At 34.6% G+C, this 18,561-nt stretch carries 13 protein-coding genes and 3 riboswitches; of the genes, 2 read left to right on the forward strand and 11 right to left on the reverse strand.

Annotated elements, in window-relative coordinates; all coding sequences use genetic code 11:
• Window positions 1-285 precede the first annotated feature (285 nt).
• Window positions 286-1,194, forward strand: coding sequence for a LysR family transcriptional regulator (locus tag COE53_RS19745; protein ID WP_069033564.1), 909 nt, complete (start codon window positions 286-288; stop codon window positions 1,192-1,194).
• Window positions 1,195-1,547: 353 nt separating this feature from the next.
• Here COE53_RS19745 and COE53_RS19750 read toward each other — a convergent pair whose 3' ends face one another.
• The 10 genes from COE53_RS19750 to COE53_RS19795 form a co-directional block, all read right to left on the reverse strand.
• Entirely contained in the window at window positions 1,548-3,014 is a 1,467-nt protein-coding gene (locus COE53_RS19750) for a spore germination protein (RefSeq protein ID WP_069033563.1), read from the reverse strand.
• Window positions 3,015-3,425: 411 nt separating this feature from the next.
• On the reverse strand, window positions 3,426-4,481 hold the full coding sequence (locus COE53_RS19755) for an enoyl-CoA hydratase/isomerase family protein (protein ID WP_091021768.1): 1,056 nt from the start codon (window positions 4,479-4,481) through the stop codon (window positions 3,426-3,428).
• An 18-nt stretch (window positions 4,482-4,499) separates the two neighbouring features.
• On the reverse strand, window positions 4,500-5,288 hold the full coding sequence (locus COE53_RS19760; protein ID WP_091021766.1) for an enoyl-CoA hydratase-related protein: 789 nt from the start codon (window positions 5,286-5,288) through the stop codon (window positions 4,500-4,502).
• Between the two features lie 87 nt (window positions 5,289-5,375).
• Complete coding sequence (locus COE53_RS19765) at window positions 5,376-6,830, reverse strand: CoA-acylating methylmalonate-semialdehyde dehydrogenase (protein WP_098948591.1); 1,455 nt, start codon at window positions 6,828-6,830, stop codon at window positions 5,376-5,378.
• Between the two features lie 19 nt (window positions 6,831-6,849).
• Window positions 6,850-7,737, reverse strand: a complete 888-nt coding sequence (locus tag COE53_RS19770; RefSeq protein WP_069033559.1) for an NAD(P)-dependent oxidoreductase — start codon at window positions 7,735-7,737, stop codon at window positions 6,850-6,852.
• 15 nt (window positions 7,738-7,752) lie between these two features.
• Window positions 7,753-9,462 carry an acyl-CoA dehydrogenase family protein gene (locus tag COE53_RS19775; RefSeq protein WP_069033558.1) on the reverse strand — a complete coding sequence of 570 codons (1,710 nt, stop codon included), beginning with the start codon at window positions 9,460-9,462 and terminating at the stop codon, window positions 7,753-7,755.
• A 104-nt stretch (window positions 9,463-9,566) separates the two neighbouring features.
• A complete protein-coding gene (gene prpB / locus COE53_RS19780; RefSeq protein WP_069033557.1) occupies window positions 9,567-10,481 on the reverse strand; it encodes a methylisocitrate lyase in 915 nt (304 codons plus the stop codon).
• 17 nt (window positions 10,482-10,498) lie between these two features.
• Window positions 10,499-11,932, reverse strand: a complete 1,434-nt coding sequence (prpD, locus tag COE53_RS19785; protein WP_069033556.1) for a 2-methylcitrate dehydratase — start codon at window positions 11,930-11,932, stop codon at window positions 10,499-10,501.
• A gap of 84 nt (window positions 11,933-12,016) precedes the next feature.
• Complete coding sequence (gene mmgD / locus COE53_RS19790) at window positions 12,017-13,150, reverse strand: citrate synthase (RefSeq protein WP_069033555.1); 1,134 nt, start codon at window positions 13,148-13,150, stop codon at window positions 12,017-12,019.
• The gene (locus COE53_RS19795; protein ID WP_069033554.1) at window positions 13,151-13,375 is read right to left on the reverse strand and encodes a hypothetical protein; all 225 of its coding nucleotides are present in this window, start codon (window positions 13,373-13,375) and stop codon (window positions 13,151-13,153) included.
• A gap of 167 nt (window positions 13,376-13,542) precedes the next feature.
• Window positions 13,543-13,741, reverse strand: a riboswitch (cobalamin riboswitch).
• Between the two features lie 617 nt (window positions 13,742-14,358).
• Window positions 14,359-14,471, forward strand: a riboswitch (SAM riboswitch).
• Window positions 14,472-14,559: 88 nt separating this feature from the next.
• Window positions 14,560-14,753: riboswitch (cobalamin riboswitch) on the forward strand.
• Window positions 14,754-14,915: 162 nt separating this feature from the next.
• On the opposite strand from COE53_RS19795, the gene metE reads away from it, so the two are divergent.
• Window positions 14,916-17,216: a 5-methyltetrahydropteroyltriglutamate--homocysteine S-methyltransferase gene (metE, locus tag COE53_RS19800; RefSeq protein ID WP_069033587.1), complete on the forward strand. Its 2,301-nt coding sequence runs from the start codon at window positions 14,916-14,918 to the stop codon at window positions 17,214-17,216.
• 314 nt (window positions 17,217-17,530) lie between these two features.
• On the opposite strand, the gene COE53_RS19805 is transcribed toward metE, so the two are convergent.
• On the reverse strand, window positions 17,531-18,463 hold the full coding sequence (locus tag COE53_RS19805; protein WP_069033553.1) for a LysR family transcriptional regulator: 933 nt from the start codon (window positions 18,461-18,463) through the stop codon (window positions 17,531-17,533).
• Window positions 18,464-18,561 lie beyond the last annotated feature (98 nt).

Raw genomic sequence — 18,561 nt, forward strand, 5'->3', positions numbered from 1 at the left:
TCCTAAAATAGTTATTTAATTAGTTAAGTAGGAACTCTAGTAACATCTGACCTCCTTTTAAAGAAAACGCTTGCAAATCACAACAAATTTTTAGAAAATAACATTAAGGACTTGCCTTAATTTAAAAATTAAGAATTATCTGAAATAATTGTATAACTTCATTTTCACTAAGTAAAATTACGATTTGTAATACCTTGATCATATTTTTTAATATCTAAAATTAGAGGTTTCTATTATCCAAACTTTTTTCTAATATAGTAATCTTTTTAAAAGGGTGGTCACCATATGCACATTCAAAAACTTAAAATTCTTTCTGAAGTCGCTAAAACTGGGTCTTTTTCTATTGCTGGTCAAAATCTTCATATAACCCAATCTGGTATTAGTCAGGATATAAAAAAAATAGAAGATGAATTGGGAATAAAAATTTTCAATCGCTCTCGCTATGGGGTTGTTCTATCACATGAAGGAACCAAAATTGTAAATAAAGCAAATGAGGTATTGTTAAAATATGAAGAAATGATTGAAGAGGCAAGAATTATTCTAGAAGTACATTCTGGAAATCTAAGAGTTTCTACTATCCCTGCTTTCTTTACTTATTTATTAAAACCATTAATTGAATTTAAAAATTTATATTCAAATTTAAACATTGAAATTTTAGAAAATATAACTGAGCGTACAGTTGAAGTGGTTCAACAAAATAAAGCTGAAATCGGACTTATATGCATATATGAGAATATTTTGAAAAACATAGAGCTTTTAAATTTCGAAAGGATTCTTGAGGGGAAACTAAAGGTTTATGTAAGTAGTGATTCTCCTTTTGCTAAAAAGAAAAAAATAACACCCGAGGAAATACTTCAGCAGACGGTGGTATTATACAATGGCGATTATATCAATTGGTTTGTTAATAATTTCCAACTTAAATTTGGAAAAATGAATATTCTTTTTTCATCAAATCAAACGGAGGAATTATCACGATTAATCTCAGAAGGATTTGCAATTGGTTTTGCACCAGATTTTGCTACTAAAAGTAACCCTTATGTTATTGAAAACAAGATTGTTGAAATTGACCTTATCAACTATGAACCTATAAATGTTACACTTGGAATTATTCATGGAATGAATAGAACTCCTTCAAAAATAGAGAAACACTTAATTAAGTTTATTAAATCTGAACTAGAATACTATATAAGTTAATAAACATCATTATACTGCCCGACGAATATTAGCGTGGAGTTTCTGTGCTAATTTGTGCATGAGGAATAAATGAAGACAAAGAAAAAGCTCAACCGTTTAAGAAAAGAGCTTTTTCTTCTTTATGATCCGAACTGTTATAGAACCAGCGAACCACACCCTGTCAAATATAGAGTACGAGTATTAGATAGTAATTATGAATAGGTCATTTCAAATATGTCCAGTAAATCAGGCGACCGTTTTGTGATAATTAAGTAGACAGCTAACTCATGCGCTAGTTGAAGAAAGAAGAAAGCGTAAATAAAAAGAAAATTCATTGAACTTGGATGCGGCATTAACTGTAATACATGTGATTTTTATCGTGATGTTTTATCTGATTCATCATGTGGATATTTATGAGTGCTATTAATCAATTTTTGTAAATCCCCTCTAAAAAACACATCTTTGAATTCATTTAAGTTAAATGGAATAATAGGTGCTAAATATGGTACTCCAACTGAACGCAGACGAGCCAGATGTATGAATAAAATCAACATTCCAATACCTATCCCCAAAATACCAAATAAACTCCCTAGAAACAAAAAGATATATCTCAAAGCATTAATAGTAAAGGTCATTGCTGTGTATGTGATCAATGTATTTGCAAGATATGTTGTTCCTATTATAATTAGACTCAGTGGATGTATTAGTTTTGCATCAACGGCTGTTGTGCCAATTGTAACTGTTGCGATTAAAGAAACAAGGATTAATAATTCTTTTGACACTCTATAGGAACCTACTGCTAATATTTGTAATAATATCAGTAGAAGGAAAATTTCAAGCCAAAAAGGTAGAAAGGTATCTGAATTAGAAAAGAAGTGTTTCATCACTTTTTTTGAAAACCAATTTTCATGAAATTTTGCGATTGCAACATATATTCCCGGCAAAAGAATTGATACAAAAAAACAGAAAAATGTGAGTAAACGAGTTACATTAATAAGTTTTGAGTAATAATCACTTGGATGTTGAAAATATTGAATAAATAGATTCGGAACGATGGTTGCTGTCGGTGTTCCATTTACTAAAATTGCAATCCTTCCCTCATACAAAGCAGCGGCAATAGAATCAGGTAGTTCAGTATTAAAACTCAATGGAAATAAAGTATGTTGTTTTCCTGAAACTGCTTGTTCGATTACTCTTGACTCAAGTACATAATCAACCTGTAATGAATCAATTCGATTTCGGACTTCCTTCAACGCATTTTGATCAACTCTTTCAGTAAGAAATACAATTGCAACGTCGGTTTTTGTTATTCTTCCAATGCTTCTTTTCTCTACCATAAGCGTAGGAGATGGGATCATATTATGTAGTAAATTTAAGTTACCTTTAAGTTGTTCCGAAAATGCGATTAACGGTCCTTCTATATTACGCTGTCTGTTACTCTGCTCAATAGGACGTTGTTGCCATTCAGCAGTATCTACAAGAATGCCACTTTCGCTACTGTCTACTAAGACCAATGTCTTTCCTCTAATAATTCCATCAACTGTAGATGAAATAGAAGTAACTTCCTCAATTGACTCTGAACGAATATGTTGTAAAGCTATAGTGCTCATAATTGTCTCTTCATCTATTTCCCTAATATTAAGTAATGGTTCAATAATACTTTCTCTTATCAACTCTGTATTCACAATTCCGTCAATATATAAAAGGGCACCATAATATTTAGGATTTGTATTCAATTTTATAATTCGTATCGATAATTCTGGAGAATTATATAAATGTTCTTTAACTATTTTAATATTTTTATGTATATTCTTTGTAAAGGAAGACTCTAATCTTTCCATGAATTGGTAACTCCTAACTTAATTTGTTAACATTTAACAATACAGTTAGTATGTACTTACAGTTTGACAAACATCCATAATTCGCAATTCCAAAATAAAATTAACAAAGCTTATTTCAATAAAAAATCAGCTGCCATAGCAACTCATGCTCTCCAACTAACGCATGCGAAATTGCAAAAACAGGTTCGATATCAACTGCTGCGAAAAATATTACATATCCCAAGCGGGTTTAAGTAAAACTCAATTGCAACTGAATTTATTAGCTAAATTTAATGAATTGGAAAAAAAGTTAAAAAGCGAAAATTACACTGATCCAAAAAACAACAATTTCCGATTCATTTGAAACTTTATTTGAAGGACATACTCTCGGTAAATTATTAAATACAAAAAAACTAGCTAATTTAGCTAGTCTTATTGAACAGAGTTAACTTTAAAAAAACTATCAATAACCTCATCCGTTACATCTGAAATGTGTTGGTACTCATAGTTTGGTGAGTAATCACGATCAATCACTACTGACCTTACTCCTTCATAGAAATCTCTATGTTTTAAAAAGTTTTTTGCAAGCATCAAATCCGTAGCAAAGCATTCTTTTATTGTTTTAAATTTACCGCCAATCAGTTGTTTCAATGTTATTTTCAACGAAAATGGAGACTTAGATAGGAGTAGTCCTTTTGCATTATCACTGAATTCACTTCCATACTTACTAAGTGATTGAACGATCTCCTCAACAGTCTCAAACCTAAAATTTTGGTCAATTTCTTTTTGATAGTATACGAATTTGCTTTCTTCCAAGGGGTTAGTTCGAAACTCATCTACAAGTTGATCAAGCTTTGGCTCAACTTTTACTTCGTTCCAGTTTGTCAATTCGACTTTTTCAATAAATCTTACTAAAGCCTCACTTTCCATGTAGATATCTGCACCATTTGCATATAATACATCTGTGGCCTGTATCACCGAAGCCGTTAATGCCAGATAACGTCCTAAGTGACCTGGAGCTTTGTTTAGGAAATAGGCCGCGCCTACATCTGGAAAGAAACCTATATTCATTTCAGGCATGGACCATTTTGTCTTTTCAGTAACAATTCGATGACTAGCACCATATGTTAGACCTACTCCCCCACCCATTACAATACCATCTAAACATGCAATAATTGGCTTTGGAAATTGATAGATAGCTTGATCAACCTCATACTCATCTTCAAAAAAACTCATTGCTTCTTTCATTGCAGTTTCGGATGAACTAGCTTCATAGAGTGCCTTAATGTCGCCCCCAGCGCAAAGTCCTTTTTCTCCGGATCCTTTAATGATGACGACAGACACATTATGATTTGTCTCCCAATCTATTAATTTTTCTCCTATCGCTTTAACCATCCTGTGTGAAAGTGAATTAAGGGCTTTTGGACGGTTCAAAATAATTGTTGCAGTACCATTTTGATTAACGGAAAACAAAACCTCATCGAACATTGGTATCTACTCCTTTATTTATGAATGTTTAAAGTCCGGTGTACGTTTCTCAACGAAAGCATGAACTCCTTCTTTAGCGTCAGCAGTCAAGAAGAGTTCGGCAAATCTTTTTCGTTCTCTTTCTAGCCCTTGTTCCATACTCTCGTTGTTTCCTTGTATAATACATTCTACAGCCCTCATTACACTGGTCATACTTTTTCCTTTAACCAATGACGTTGCAATAGCCTTTGCTGTCTTTAAAAGTTCATCTTCTTTCACGGCTAATTGTGCAATTTTAAGTTCGACTGCTTCATTAGCTAGAAGTGTTCTACTTGATAGAATCAGCTCCATCGCTGTCGCTGTATTGGTTATTTTACGTAGTCTCTGTGTACCACCGAAAGTAGGAATCAAACCTAACTTTAATTCCGGAAGACCTACGCTAGCCCGCTCTGATATAATTCTTAAATGACAGCTCATCACAAGTTCTAGCCCACCCCCAAGTGCTGGGCCATTTATAGCAGCAATAACCGGTTTATTCATTGACTCAATTTCATCGCAGAGTGCCTGTCCACCTTCAGCAAGTGCCAACCCTTGTTCCTGATCACCTAATCTAGAAACAAATTCTTTTATATCTGCCCCTGCTATAAAGAAACGCCCTTCACCTGTAATGATAATAACTCTCGTTTCATCATCATTTGAAAGTTCATGAAAAATTGAGCGTAACTCGGCAATACAGTTAATAGATAGGACATTTGCAGGTGGATTATTTATCGTAACAGTCGTGATATAATTCTCTTTTTCTAACGATACATACTTGTAGTTATTCACATTATCCCTCCTTTTGGATTTTTCAGTTTTACATAAATCCCCCACTATGGGTAAGTATTTTACCTATAGTGGGATCCAAATTAAGTATTAATACCAGCGTTCTGTTACTACTTTCTTACGTGTATAGAATTGAACACCGTCTTTTCCATTCGTTCCAAGATCACCAAAAAATGATGCTTTATTCCCTGCAAAGGAGAAAAATGCCATTGGAGCTGGTACGTTTACATTTACACCAATCATTCCAGCATCTATTTTGTCACGGAATTGTTGTACACTTTTACCACTTGCTGTATAAATTACAGCTCCATTAGCAAATTTGGACTGGTTAGCAAGAGCGATTCCTTCTTCTAAATCTTTAACTCGTACAACACTTAATACTGGAGCAAATATCTCATCTTGCCATATTTTCATGTCAGGTGTTACTTGGTCAAAAATGGTCGCTCCTACATAATACCCCTCTTTAATTCCTGGTTCCCTTCCATCGACAGATAGAACAGCCCCTTGTTTTACACCACTATCAATATAATCAAGAACACGCTTTTTATGAACTTCCCGAATCAATGGGCCGACGAAGTTTTCTTCTGATCTGCCTTCTCCAGTTTTTAGCTTGCGTGTTTCATAAATAAGCAATTCCATGAATTCATCAGCAATTTCATCTACCACTGCTACAACAGAACATGCCATACATCGTTCACCGCTACTTCCAAATGCTGCTCCAATGATCCCTTGAATCGATTTTTCAAGATTACAATCTGCTAAGACAACGGCGTGGTTTTTTGCACCAGCAAGTGCTTGGACACGTTTTCCATTTGCAGTTCCCTTTTCATACACATACTTTGCCACTGGTTCTGACCCTACGAACGAAATCGCTTTAATGTCATTATTCTCTAGTAATCCATTAACAACATTCTTTGAACCATGTACAAGATTTAAAACACCTTTAGGAAAACCAGATTCATAGAATAACGCTACTAGCTTCTCTGCAAGAATAGGTGTACGTTCTGAAGCTTTTAAGACAAATGTGTTTCCGCATGCGATTGCAAGAGGAAACATCCATAAAGGTACCATCATCGGAAAATTGAATGGTGTAATTCCTGCAACGACACCTAATGGATAGCGCCAAATTGTACCATCGATTCCATCTGCTATTCCCGGTAATGCTTCTCCCATCATTAAAGTAGGTGTCGCAGTAGCTAGTTCAACTACCTCAATTCCTCGTTGAACTTCGCCCTGAGCGTCCTTTAACGTTTTTCCATTTTCTGTCGTAATAATATCAGCCAATTGTTCTTTATTCTCTTGAAGTAACTGTAAGTATTTGTATAAAAGTCTTGTTCGATTTGGTACAGGTACTAATGACCAACTCTGATAGGCATTTTGAGCTGCCAAAACAGCAGAATCTACATCTGCTTTTGTTGAAAGAGGTACATAGGCAATTAAATTTCCGTTTGCAGGATTTATTACTTCCTCTACTTCAACACCTGTTGAATCAACCCATTCCCCATTAATGTTATTTCTTAGTTTTTTTATATTAGTCGTAATCATTTAATTGATCCCCTCTCTCTTATAAAATAGTAGACTTCTGTTCACTAATTTTTTTGTATAAAACCGCCATATCTTTTTCACCTAATCCACTCTCATCAGCTTCTACATATAGATTAAAGAGAATTTTGCTCATCGGTAGTTCGACATTGTTCTTTTCAGCTAAATCCAATGCAAAGCCCAGATCTTTTCTCAATAGCTTCAATGAAAAACCTGGTTCGTAGTTTTCATCGGCTATGAAACTTTTATAATTGCGTTCATAAATTCGGCTTTGACCATAACTTACATTCAGCATTTCAAACAATTTATCCAGATCTAAATTACTATTCTTTGCAAGATGTAGGGCTTCACTCACACCAGCAGTATAAAATCCAATTAAGAGGTTATTTATCAATTTCGTGTTCGTACCGCTATCAACCCTTTCGTTCACATGAAAAATATTCCCTCCCATCGTGCTCAAAACAGGTAGCACCTTATCGAAGGTAGACTTTGAACCCCCTACCATAAATGTAAGAGTCCTATTGATCGCTCCAATTACGCCACCACTTACAGGTGCTGCTAAAAATTCAATGCCTTTTTTTCTTGCTGCCGCTTCAATTTGGAAATTTAGTTCAGGTGCAACCGTACTAGTATCAATTAATACAATGCCAGACTTAGCCAGGTTAATAAGTCCTTTTTCTCCTAGAAAAACTTCTTCTACTGCATTTGATGAAGGTAGACTTGTAAGAATTACATCACAAAGTTCAACCATTTTTTGGATTGAAACTCCAATTATACCTCCAGCTTGATGAAATGACATTTCGGCTTTTTTATTTAAATCCGTACCATATACAGTAAAGTTTGACAAAACTAAGTTTTTGGACATTGGAAGACCCATATTCCCCAGACCTATAAAACCGATATTTTTCATTAGAAATCACTCCATTCACACAATATATTTTTCATAAACGCCCATTCTTTCTGCAATTTCACGTTTTTGAGTAAATAGATTACTGAAAAGTGGCGCTGGAAGACTTCGAATCTCATCTAATATTTGTTTTCTTTTTGCTTCATTTACTTCGATTCCTGATAAAACAGACACCACTAACCCTTCAATTTTTCGGTATCCTTCTTCACAAATCACGTTCGTCATTAATTCTTTTATTTGCTCTTTATTTGGCTTGCTCTTTTGTAATGCTTTTTCAGTCCGAATGACTGCAGATTCCATTACATAAATTTCTTTCTTCATATCAGCAAGAAGGCGTGAGTATTCTTGCTCTTGATTTATGTTAATAGTTGAATTCGTTAGCGCTTCCAACGTTCTATTAAGAAGATGTTTAGATAGTTTAATAAATTGTCGGTATCTAGTTTCTTGATTATTGATCAGATCGTCGGGATATTTTTTGTTATTTTGTGCATTTTTAATTAAATTTTTTGCAATTGTTAAGCGGTTTATTTCATTTGTCCCTTCGAAAATCCTACTAATTCTCGCATCCCTGTACAATCGCTCAACTTCATACTCCTGCATATAGCCATAGCCTCCATGAATCTGTACAGCCTCGTCTACAATTCGGTCTAGGACTTCGGAGCAGTTTACTTTATTAATTGCACACTCTGTTGAATAGTTTTTTAACTCATTTAACTTAGTACCTAACGGATTTGATGAATCAAAGACATGATCCAAATCATCAGCCGTCCTATAAGCAGAGCTTTCTGCCCCATATATTGAAATCGCCATATCTGCAATCTTTTCTTGAATCATCGAAAAGGTTATAATCGCCGTTTCAAACTGTTTTCGCTGCTTAGCATAGGTTAGAGCAATCTTCAATGCTTGTTTCGAAGTACCAATATTTGAGAATGCTAGTTTTAATCGAGCCATGTTTAATATGTTTAACGCCACATTGTGACCTTTGCCAACATCGCCTAGTACATTCTCAATTGGTACGCTAACATCTTCTAAGTTTACAGTTGCTGTTGACGAGCCTTTTATCCCCATTTTCTTTTCTTCAGGTCCTATCGAAACACCTTTGAATGATCGCTCTACGATAAATGCAGTCATTCCTTCATTTGTTTTCGCAAAAACTACATACACATCAGCTACTTGTGCGTTTGTAATCCATTGTTTTTCACCATTTAAAATCCATGCAGTACCGCTCTCATTCAAAGAGGCAGTCGTTTTTGCATTTAATGCGTCAGATCCTGCGTTTGGTTCCGTAAGTGCATATGCACCAATCCATTCTCCTGATACGAGCTTAGGCAGGTATTTTTGTTTTTGAAATTCTGTACCGTAATATACGTATGGTAATGTTCCAACACCGGCGTGAATATTAAAGGAAACGCTAAATGACCCTCCAGCCCCCATCTTTTCAGCTACAAGTCCTGAAAGCTTTTTGTTAAGTGATAATCCACCGTACTCTTCTGGAACTTCTATACTTAATAAACCTAAACTTCCCGCTTCCTGAAACAACCTTTTTACCTTTTCATGATCTTGCTGATCAATTAATTCGATTAGAGGCATTACTTCGTTTTTTACAAATAATTCTGTAGTTTTTGAAATGAGTTGCTCTTCCTCACTAAAATCTTCTGGTGTAAACACATCAGCTGTTCCAAAACGCGATACGAAAAGATCATTCCAACGAGAATCTAATTCATCCATCAACTTTATCCTCCTCTACGGTTTTAAAATATGTACCGTAAAAACAAGACGATGATTCTATCTTCCTCTCTTGATTTGAATCATCGCCTTTTCATGGTGTGTTTTTATGATTTATGTTCTTCAGTAAGGACTGTTTTTGCCATTTCTTTGTCTAGATTTTCAAAGTCATAGTATGAAATCGCATCATATAGCTCACTTCTTGTTTGCATATCTTTAATTGCTTCTTTTTGTGTACCTTCATTTTTTATCAATTGAAACGTTCTTTCATACGCTTTTGCTGCCACTCGTAAAGATGTCACTGGATAAATAACCATCTGAAATCCCATGTCACTAAATTCTTCTGCCGTATAGTACGGTGTCTTTCCGAACTCAGTCATATTAGCAAGAAGAGGTACACGAATCATTTTACGAAAAATGCGAAATTCCTCTTCAGATTCAAGTGCCTCTGGAAAAATTGCATCAGCTCCAGCTTCTACATAGGCTGTCGCTCTTTGGATCGCTCCATCTAATCCTTCACTGTTACGAGCATCCGTCCGAGCAATGATGATTAATGAAGGAGCAACCTCTTTAATTACCCTAATTTTTTGAACCATTTCTTCAGTTGTTACAAGCTGTTTTCCATTAAGGTGACCACACTTTTTAGGCAACTGCTGATCTTCTAACTGAATAGCCGCTACATTTGCTTCCACCATTTCTCGCGCTGCTCGGGCTACGTTCAAGTACCCCCCAAAGCCAGTATCAATATCTACTAACACCGGCAAGTTAGTAGCACGCACTAAATCTCTTGCACGCTCTGCAACTTCAGTCGAAGTAATAATCCCAAGATCTGGAAGTCCCCTGCTTGCTGTATAAGCTGCACCAGATAAATAAAGAGCTGAAAAACCTGCTTCTTTAGCAACAAGTGCCGCCATTGCATCATGTGCACCTGGAATTTGTAAAATGCTATCTTCAGACATAAGCACTTGAAACCTAGAAGCTAGTTCAGTTTGTGCTAATTGTTTGTCTACAATCCATGCCATATTAGTGCACCTCCTTTTTAAATAAACAAATTAACAAAATCATTTACATTCATGCTTGCCAATTTCTCTTGGTCATAGCAGGCTTCTTCAATTAAATGCTGTTGTTTACTTGAATAGTGTGTATTGATATTGTTAGTAAATTTTTCTTTTACTTTTGGAATTGCTTCCTCTCGTCGGAAACGATGACCTAATGGATACTCTACTTCCACGCTTTCAGTAGCTGTTCCGTCTTTGAAAAAGATCTGTACACTATTAGCGATTGAGCGCTTGCTAGCATCTAGGTAATCTTCACTGTAGATTTTATTTTCTACCACATTCATTTTTTCTCGTAAAGTATCAATTCTTGAATCCTTAGCTGCTTCATTTTCGTAATCTTCAGCTGTAATATCACCTTTAAGTAATCCGACAGCTGTAATGTATTGTAAGCAATGGTCGCGATCTGCTGGATTATTAAGCGGTCCAGTTTTATCAATTATTCGTATCGCAGATTCATGCGTCATGATTTTAATTTCATCAATTTCTTCTAAACGGTCTATAATTTGAGGATGAAGCTTAACTGCGCATTCTGCTGCAGTTTGAGCATGGAATTCTGCAGGATACGATACTTTAAATAGGATATTCTCCATTACATAAGAATCAAGTGGTCGACTAAGTACTACCTCTTTTTTATTAAATAAGACGTCCTGAAAACCCCATCCTGGAGCTGAAAGTGCAGTCGGATAGCCCATCTCGCCTTTTAAAGCCATCATTGCCAAATGCACACCTCTACTTGTCGCATCACCTGCAGCCCAAGATTTACGTGAACCTGTATTAGGTGCGTGTCTGTAAGTTCTTAAGCTAGCGCCATCAATCCATGCATTCGAAAGTGCGTTTATGATTTCCTGACGTGTTCCTCCCAGCATTTTCGTCACTACGGCTGTTGTAGCAATTTTTACAAAATGAACATGATCAAGCCCAACACGATTTAAGCTGTTTTCTAATGCTAGAATTCCTTGAATTTCGTGTGCTTTAATCATTGCTTCTAGTACTTCTCTTACTTTTAATGGCTCTTTCCCTTCAGAAATACGAACCTGGCTCAAATAATCAGCTACTGCAAGAATACCGCCCAGATTATCAGAAGGGTGACCCCATTCCGCAGCTAGCCAAGTGTCATTATAATCCAGCCAACGAATCATACATCCGATATTAAATGCCCCTTTTACAGGATCAAGAACGTATGATGTTCCAGGTACTCGAGTTCCATTTGGTACAACTGTTCCTGCTACTACAGGCCCTAGCAATTTTGTACATTCCGGATAGTTTAAAGCGAGAATTCCACACCCCAATGTATCTAGTAATATATAATGAGCCGTGCTAAATGCTTCTGGACTCTTAATCTCTTTATTTAAAACGTAATCTGCGATTTCTTCCAATAAAATATCTGTTTTCGTATTATCATTTGTTTTTAACATACGTACCTTCCTTTTTCGTTAAAAGTCTATTATGATGTAAATGGGTATTCGCCAAAATATCCATTTTTAATTGGTGAGCGATTCTTACAACTGCCCAGTTGTTTTATTAAAGACATGTCGCTCACCTATATAACTTACTCGTGGACGGAATAATCGATTATTAGCATGCTGTTCAATTACATGTGCACAAAGCCCCACTGTCCTTGCACTAAAAAAGATAGGTGTATATAAAGGAATTGGAATTCCTAGCATCCAATAGACAGGAGCAGCATAATAATCCAGGTTTGGATAAATACCTTTCTCCCTCTCCATGATTCTTTCTCCAGCTTCACACATTTTATATAGTGTATCGTCGCCTTTTATATCACATAGCTCTTTTAATGCTTCCTTCATCAATAAAGCTCTAGGATCCATCTTTTTCATATAAACTCGATGACCGAATCCCATTATCTTTTCTTTTTTGAACAGTTTTGTTTCTAGTAATTCTTCAAATTTTTCCACACTCCCCGCTTCATTAAGCATATACATAACAGCCTCATTAGCTCCTCCATGCAAGTTACCTTTTAAAGATGCCACCGCGCCAGTTAATGCACCATATAGATCAGACTGAGTTGAAGCAATTACCCTTGCTGTAAACGTAGAGTTTGGCATTTCATGCTCACTGTATAACACTAAGGATTGGTCAAATATTTTTTCCTCTAATGAAGTCGGGATTCTACCAGTCAGCATATAAAAGAAATTTGCGCTATATGATAGATTTTCATCTGGAAGAATAGGCTCAAGTTTTTGAATGATTCGATAACTATTTGCTACAATATTTGGTACTCTACCAATCAATTGATATGCTCGTTTTTTATTTGCAGTCAATGAACGTTCATCAAGGTTATTGTCATATCCTGCAAGCGCCGAAATACCCGTACGAAGACCATCCATCGGGTGTGTATTCTCAGGAAGATGTTTGAACATATCCAAAAGTTCTTCAGGTATTACATATTCCCCCTTCAGATTCTTTTTCATTTCTGCTATTTCAATAGAATTAGGTAATTTTTCTTCTAGTAATAAATGGACAATATCCAAATACTCTTTTGATTCAGCTAGTTTTATAAGGTCATAACCCTTAATTACAATTTCGCTTTGCACTGTATCTAAAAAAGAAATCTTCGTTTCTGCTACAACAACACCATCTAATCCCGGATAAAATTTTTCTTTAGCTTCCATTTATATCTTCCTCCCATCTCCAAATAGCTCTTCACATATTATTTTGTAAGCCTTTTCAAGATTGTTTAAATGAACCTCCTTTTCATCACTTTTTCCTGAACGTTTTTTTATTCCTTCTGTTTGTTGTTCATAATAGGAGCTCAAATTAATTGACGGTTCAATACAAAAACCATTCATGATGCATGTTTTAAAATCATTGATAAAATACTCAACCGTACCAAACAACTAAATCCTCCTCATAATTTGAAATAGAAAATTGACAATAAAAAAACAACTTCTTTTAAGAAGAAGTTGTTAAGTCAGAACTCATGGTTTAATAAACATGTTTTTAATCAATTAAAAAAACATGCCACATTCGCTCGCACTTAACACCCCCTATCCGCGTAGGTATATGATGTGTGCTGAAACAGGCAGGTCTCCTGGCTTATGATCATCACTTTTCGAACCTTCCCATCTTCATTTTACGAAAAGACAGTGGATATTTCGAATCGCTCCTAAATACAGTTGCGGGACAGCGTCGGATTCTAACCGAACTTCCCTTTTAAGTAGATTACAAATCTCATAATCTACACCTGATTCTACACGTATCAAATTGTAAAACAAATTATAACAAACGTTTAGATAATTCACAATTGTTATAATTTAATGTTTTTACTTAACAATTCAATAATAATTATTTAAATATAAATAAAAACCGATTATGAGAAAAGTATTATTGAATTTAATTAAAGCATAAAAAATATCCATAATTTTCCTAATATGAATGTAATGTCTACTAATTTTCTAACCCGCTACTTAATTCTATTATAACGAATTTTGATCTCTATTCTTAAACAGCTAACTAACGTATTAGTTATATTAAAATATCTATATATTTTACATTTTTTTTAATTGGTAGAGTCGATTCTTCTTAATTTCAAATCTTTATCGTTACTTCGAACATATATATTCCTTAATCCATCAATAAACTCATCAGCTAAGTTTACTTTCCAAGTATCACCTACTTTTTTAGTTTTAATTTAACCGGCCTTTTAGCAGAAGCTTTTTAATTAAACTCCAATTTTGTTCCCATACCTAATTAAACTACCAAAATGTGAACAATCAATCCTACTTACGACTTTTTATTAAATTTATGAAAGTTTATTTTGACAGCCTGTGTTTATCGTGATAATATGACTATTAAATTCAAAACATTATAAATTATTTAACTCTTATTGAGAGAGGCGGAGGGACTGGCCCGATGAAGCCCGGCAACCATTCAGCAGTATTGTTGAAAAGGTGCTAATTCCTGCAAAGCATATTTTGCTTTGGAAAATAAGAGAGGATTCCATAAATTTTGTAGCCCTCTCTATTTCAATTAGAGAGGGCTTTTTGTCATTATGAGTGTTTTGAAGTTTTGTTAATAAAATTGAATAAAAAATGCATCAGGTGTTGTGAAAGTCTTTTTCACAGCTTAAAAGGGAAGTTCGGTTAAAATCCGACACGGTCCCGCCACTGTATTGAGGAGCGACTTATCAATTTACCACTGTTTCAAAATTGAAATGGGAAGGGATAAGAAGTGTTGAATCTAAGTCAGGAGACCTGCCTGTTGTATGCGCTTATACCTACGGATGAATAGGGGGGAGTGAGGATTACGTGTTTTGGGAACCAAAAGGTCTCAACTCAAGTTAACGATGCGTATGAGTCTCTCTTTTCTATTTTGAAAAGAGAGATTTTTTATTGAGACGTAAAAATCAGACATCAAAAAACAAGGAGTGTATAAATGATGAAAAAAGTAAAAAGTTCTAATTTAGGTTATCCAAGAATTGGTGAAAAGCGTGAATGGAAAAGAGCACTTGAACAGTTTTGGGCAGGTAAACTAGAAAAAGAAGATTTTTTAAAACAAATAGAGGAAATTCGTATACACCATCTTCAAAAGCAAAAGAATCAAGGAATTGACTTGATTCCAGTAGGAGACTTTAGCTTGTATGACCATGTTCTTGATACGGCTGTTATGTTCGGTCTAGTGCCAAAGCGCTTTGAATATGGTGGAGGTAAAGTATCGCTAGAAACATATTTTGAGATCGCACGTGGTACGAAAGGTGCCGTTGCATCTGAAATGACAAAATGGTTTAACACAAACTATCACTATATTGTTCCAGAGTTGGGCGAAGTAGTACCTACTCTTGTCGAAAACCGTCCTCTTGAATTTTATAAAGAGGCTAAACAAAAACTTAATATTGAAGGAAAGCCTGTAATCTTAGGCCCGGTAACATTTGTAAAACTGTCAAAAGGCTATAATGAAAATGATTTTAAATCGGTCGTTAATCAATTTGTACCTCTTTATGCTAAGATTTTACACGATCTACAAAAAGAAGGAGTAGAGTGGGTACAAATAGATGAGCCTATCTTATCAACGTCTATTTCAAAAGAAGAAGTTGCATTATTTAACGATGTTTACCAAACATTACGTGAAGCAGCACCTAACATAAAGCTGATTTTGCAAACTTACTTTGAGAGCATTGACAACTACCAAGATGTAATTTCACTTCCAGTTGATGGTATTGGACTTGATTTTGTACATGATAACGGTCAGAATCTAGCTTCAATCAAAAAGTATGGTTTCCCAAAGGATAAGATACTTGCTGCTGGAGTTATTGACGGTCGTAATATATGGCGTGCAAATCTTAATGATAAACATTCTATTCTTACACAAATTACGGAATTTGTTTCAAAAGAGCAAGTTATCGTACAACCTTCCTCAAGCTTATTACATACACCTGTTACAGTGAAAAATGAAGAAACGCTTGATGAAGTTCTAAAAGGTGCGCTATCATTTGCTGATGAAAAGTTACGAGAAATTGTTATACTTGCAAAAGGCTTGCAAGATGGAAAAACTTCAATTCAAGCAGAAATCGATGAAAGCACAAAAGCTATCCAAGCTTTAAATGAATCGTCAGTTCGAAACAACAAACAAGTTCAGCAAGCAATTCAAAATTTACACATATATAGTGTTAATCGTGAGGCAGATTATAAAGTTCGCCAATCTATTCAGGAAGAGTTTTTCAAATTACCACTTCTTCCTACTACTACAATTGGTAGCTTTCCACAAACACAGGAAGTTAGAGGACAGCGTTTAAAATGGCGTAAAGGCGAAATAACTACTACTCAATATGAAGAGTATATTTATGCAGAAATAAAAAAATGGATTGATATTCAAGAAGAACTTGGCTTAGATGTGTTTGTACATGGTGAATTTGAACGAACAGATATGGTTGAGTATTTTGGAGAAAAATTAGCTGGGTTTCAATTCACAAAATTTGGTTGGGTGCAGTCATATGGATCTCGTTGCGTAAAACCACCACTTATTTATGGAGATGTGTCGTTTCAAGAACCAATGACTGTTAAAGAATCTGTATACGCCCAATCTTTAACAACTAAACCGGTAAAAGGCATGTTGACAGGTCCAATTACAATTTTAAACTGGTCGTTTGTACGGGATGATATTTCACGTTACGATGTTGCAAATCAAATTGCACTTGCGATTAGAACAGAAGTTGAAGAGCTTGAGAAAAACGGAATTCGAATGATTCAAGTCGATGAGCCAGCAATTCGTGAAGGACTTCCATTAAAGCGCGAAAACTGGGAAAGCTATCTGAACGTTGCTGTTAATGCATTTAAACTTGCGACGGCTTCTGTACAAAATGATACACAAATTCATACTCATATGTGCTATTCGAATTTTGAAGATATCATTGATGCAATTAATGCTCTCGATGCTGATGTTATTTCAATTGAAACATCAAGAAGCCATGGTGAGTTAATTTATGCCTTTGAAGAAAATACGTACGATAAAGGGATTGGTCTTGGCGTTTATGATATTCATAGTCCACGCGTACCAAAGGTTAAAGAGCTCGCAAGAAATATTGATCGTGCACTTCAAATAATTAATCCAAAACTCTTCTGGATTAATCCTGATTGCGGTTTGAAAACACGGGGTATTGCTGAAACAGTCGGAGCACTAAAAGTGATGGTTGAAGCTGCAGAACATGCGAGAGAAAAGTTTCTTGTAAAAGAGGAACTATAAGCTCTTTCAGAAATTTCGTTTACATTGGTAAATAAACAAGAAAACCACTGAAGTATTTCAGTGGTTTTCTGTAATTTCCAGTGTATTATTTAACATTAGAAAGGATTTTAGGAACTCTTTGACAAACTAGTTTCCATGGTCTTAACCCACTAAGTCAATATTTTTTTACTTTTGCCTCCAAGATGTTCTACTTAATTTTTATTAAATTTTTCAATCTTATAAAGTAAGCATTAATTAATGGTTTTAAAAGGCTGGGTGTCTATAATATATCGACTAAAATAAAAAAGTAGATGAATGATCATCCACTTTTTATATCAATCATTTACATTTAACTCATCTTTTAATTTCGTTATATAGTCATCTATCAATTTTGAATATCTTTTCTTACTAGACATAAACCATACATATTGAATTTGTAGATCTTCGTATCCTACAATATCTAAAATCTTGACATCTTCACTAATGATGTAATTTTCAGATAAATAAGGAGCAAATGAGACACCTAAGTTATCACCAATCGCCTTATAAATTGCATCAACATTTGTAGATGAAAATAATTCCCTCATTTCACCAAACTGTTTATAGAAATTATTTTTAAACCATTGCATATATACACCGTTATAAACAACTAGCGTTTCTTTAACGATTTCTTGTGGCGTAACGAATGATTTCTTTGCAAGGGGAGACTTTTTACTTACTAATAACTTCATTTTAGCTGTAAATAAATTGTGATAAATTAGATTTTCATTACTTTCTAGTAAATGTTTAATAAATGGTACAATACCAATATCACTACGGCTCTCTAGTACATCTTCAATAATTTCTTGGCCTGGTTTAAGAAAGACATCAATTGTGATATTAGGATGTTCTTCCTTTATAGCTGAAATTGGATTTAAAAGTTGTGTAATAAAACCCGGTACTGTAGATATTTTTAAATTACCGGTCATATTATCATTAATTAATTGTACATTCTGGATTAATTCTTGATATTTTAGAACGATTTCATTCGCTAAAGGTATAATTTGTTTTCCATCAATTGTTGGAATCGCATTATTTCCTCCTCTTGTTCGTTCGAATAATTTTATCCCTAATTTCTTTTCGATACTTACAATTGATTGACTAATAGCAGACTGACTTACAAATAGATTTTGTGAAGCAATCGAGAAGGAACCGGTTTTTGCAACTTCAACTAGATACTCTAATTTTTGTATATTCATGCTGTAAATATTCGAACTGTTGATACTCATTTTCTTCTCCTTCATATTACATTATTAATATTTTAACATAATTTGAATTGAATATATCTAGTTAATGTTATGGTATTATATGTTAGAAAAAGCCTGTT

This window comes from Bacillus sp. AFS029533, assembly GCF_002585125.1.
Taxonomy (GTDB): domain Bacteria; phylum Bacillota; class Bacilli; order Bacillales; family Bacillaceae_G; genus Gottfriedia; species Gottfriedia luciferensis_B.

Coding starts and splice junctions, on each gene's coding strand:
- COE53_RS19745 (WP_069033564.1), top strand. CDS start 286: ATGCACATTCAAAAACTTAAAATTCTTTCTGAAGTCGCTAAAACTGGG.
- COE53_RS19750 (WP_069033563.1), bottom strand. CDS start 3,014: ATGGAAAGATTAGAGTCTTCCTTTACAAAGAATATACATAAAAATATT.
- COE53_RS19755 (WP_091021768.1), bottom strand. CDS start 4,481: ATGTTCGATGAGGTTTTGTTTTCCGTTAATCAAAATGGTACTGCAACA.
- COE53_RS19765 (WP_098948591.1), bottom strand. CDS start 6,830: ATGATTACGACTAATATAAAAAAACTAAGAAATAACATTAATGGGGAA.
- COE53_RS19770 (WP_069033559.1), bottom strand. CDS start 7,737: ATGAAAAATATCGGTTTTATAGGTCTGGGGAATATGGGTCTTCCAATG.
- COE53_RS19775 (WP_069033558.1), bottom strand. CDS start 9,462: ATGGATGAATTAGATTCTCGTTGGAATGATCTTTTCGTATCGCGTTTT.
- prpB (WP_069033557.1), bottom strand. CDS start 10,481: ATGGCATGGATTGTAGACAAACAATTAGCACAAACTGAACTAGCTTCT.
- prpD (WP_069033556.1), bottom strand. CDS start 11,932: ATGTTAAAAACAAATGATAATACGAAAACAGATATTTTATTGGAAGAA.
- mmgD (WP_069033555.1), bottom strand. CDS start 13,150: ATGGAAGCTAAAGAAAAATTTTATCCGGGATTAGATGGTGTTGTTGTA.
- metE (WP_069033587.1), top strand. CDS start 14,916: ATGAAAAAAGTAAAAAGTTCTAATTTAGGTTATCCAAGAATTGGTGAA.
- COE53_RS19805 (WP_069033553.1), bottom strand. CDS start 18,463: ATGAGTATCAACAGTTCGAATATTTACAGCATGAATATACAAAAATTA.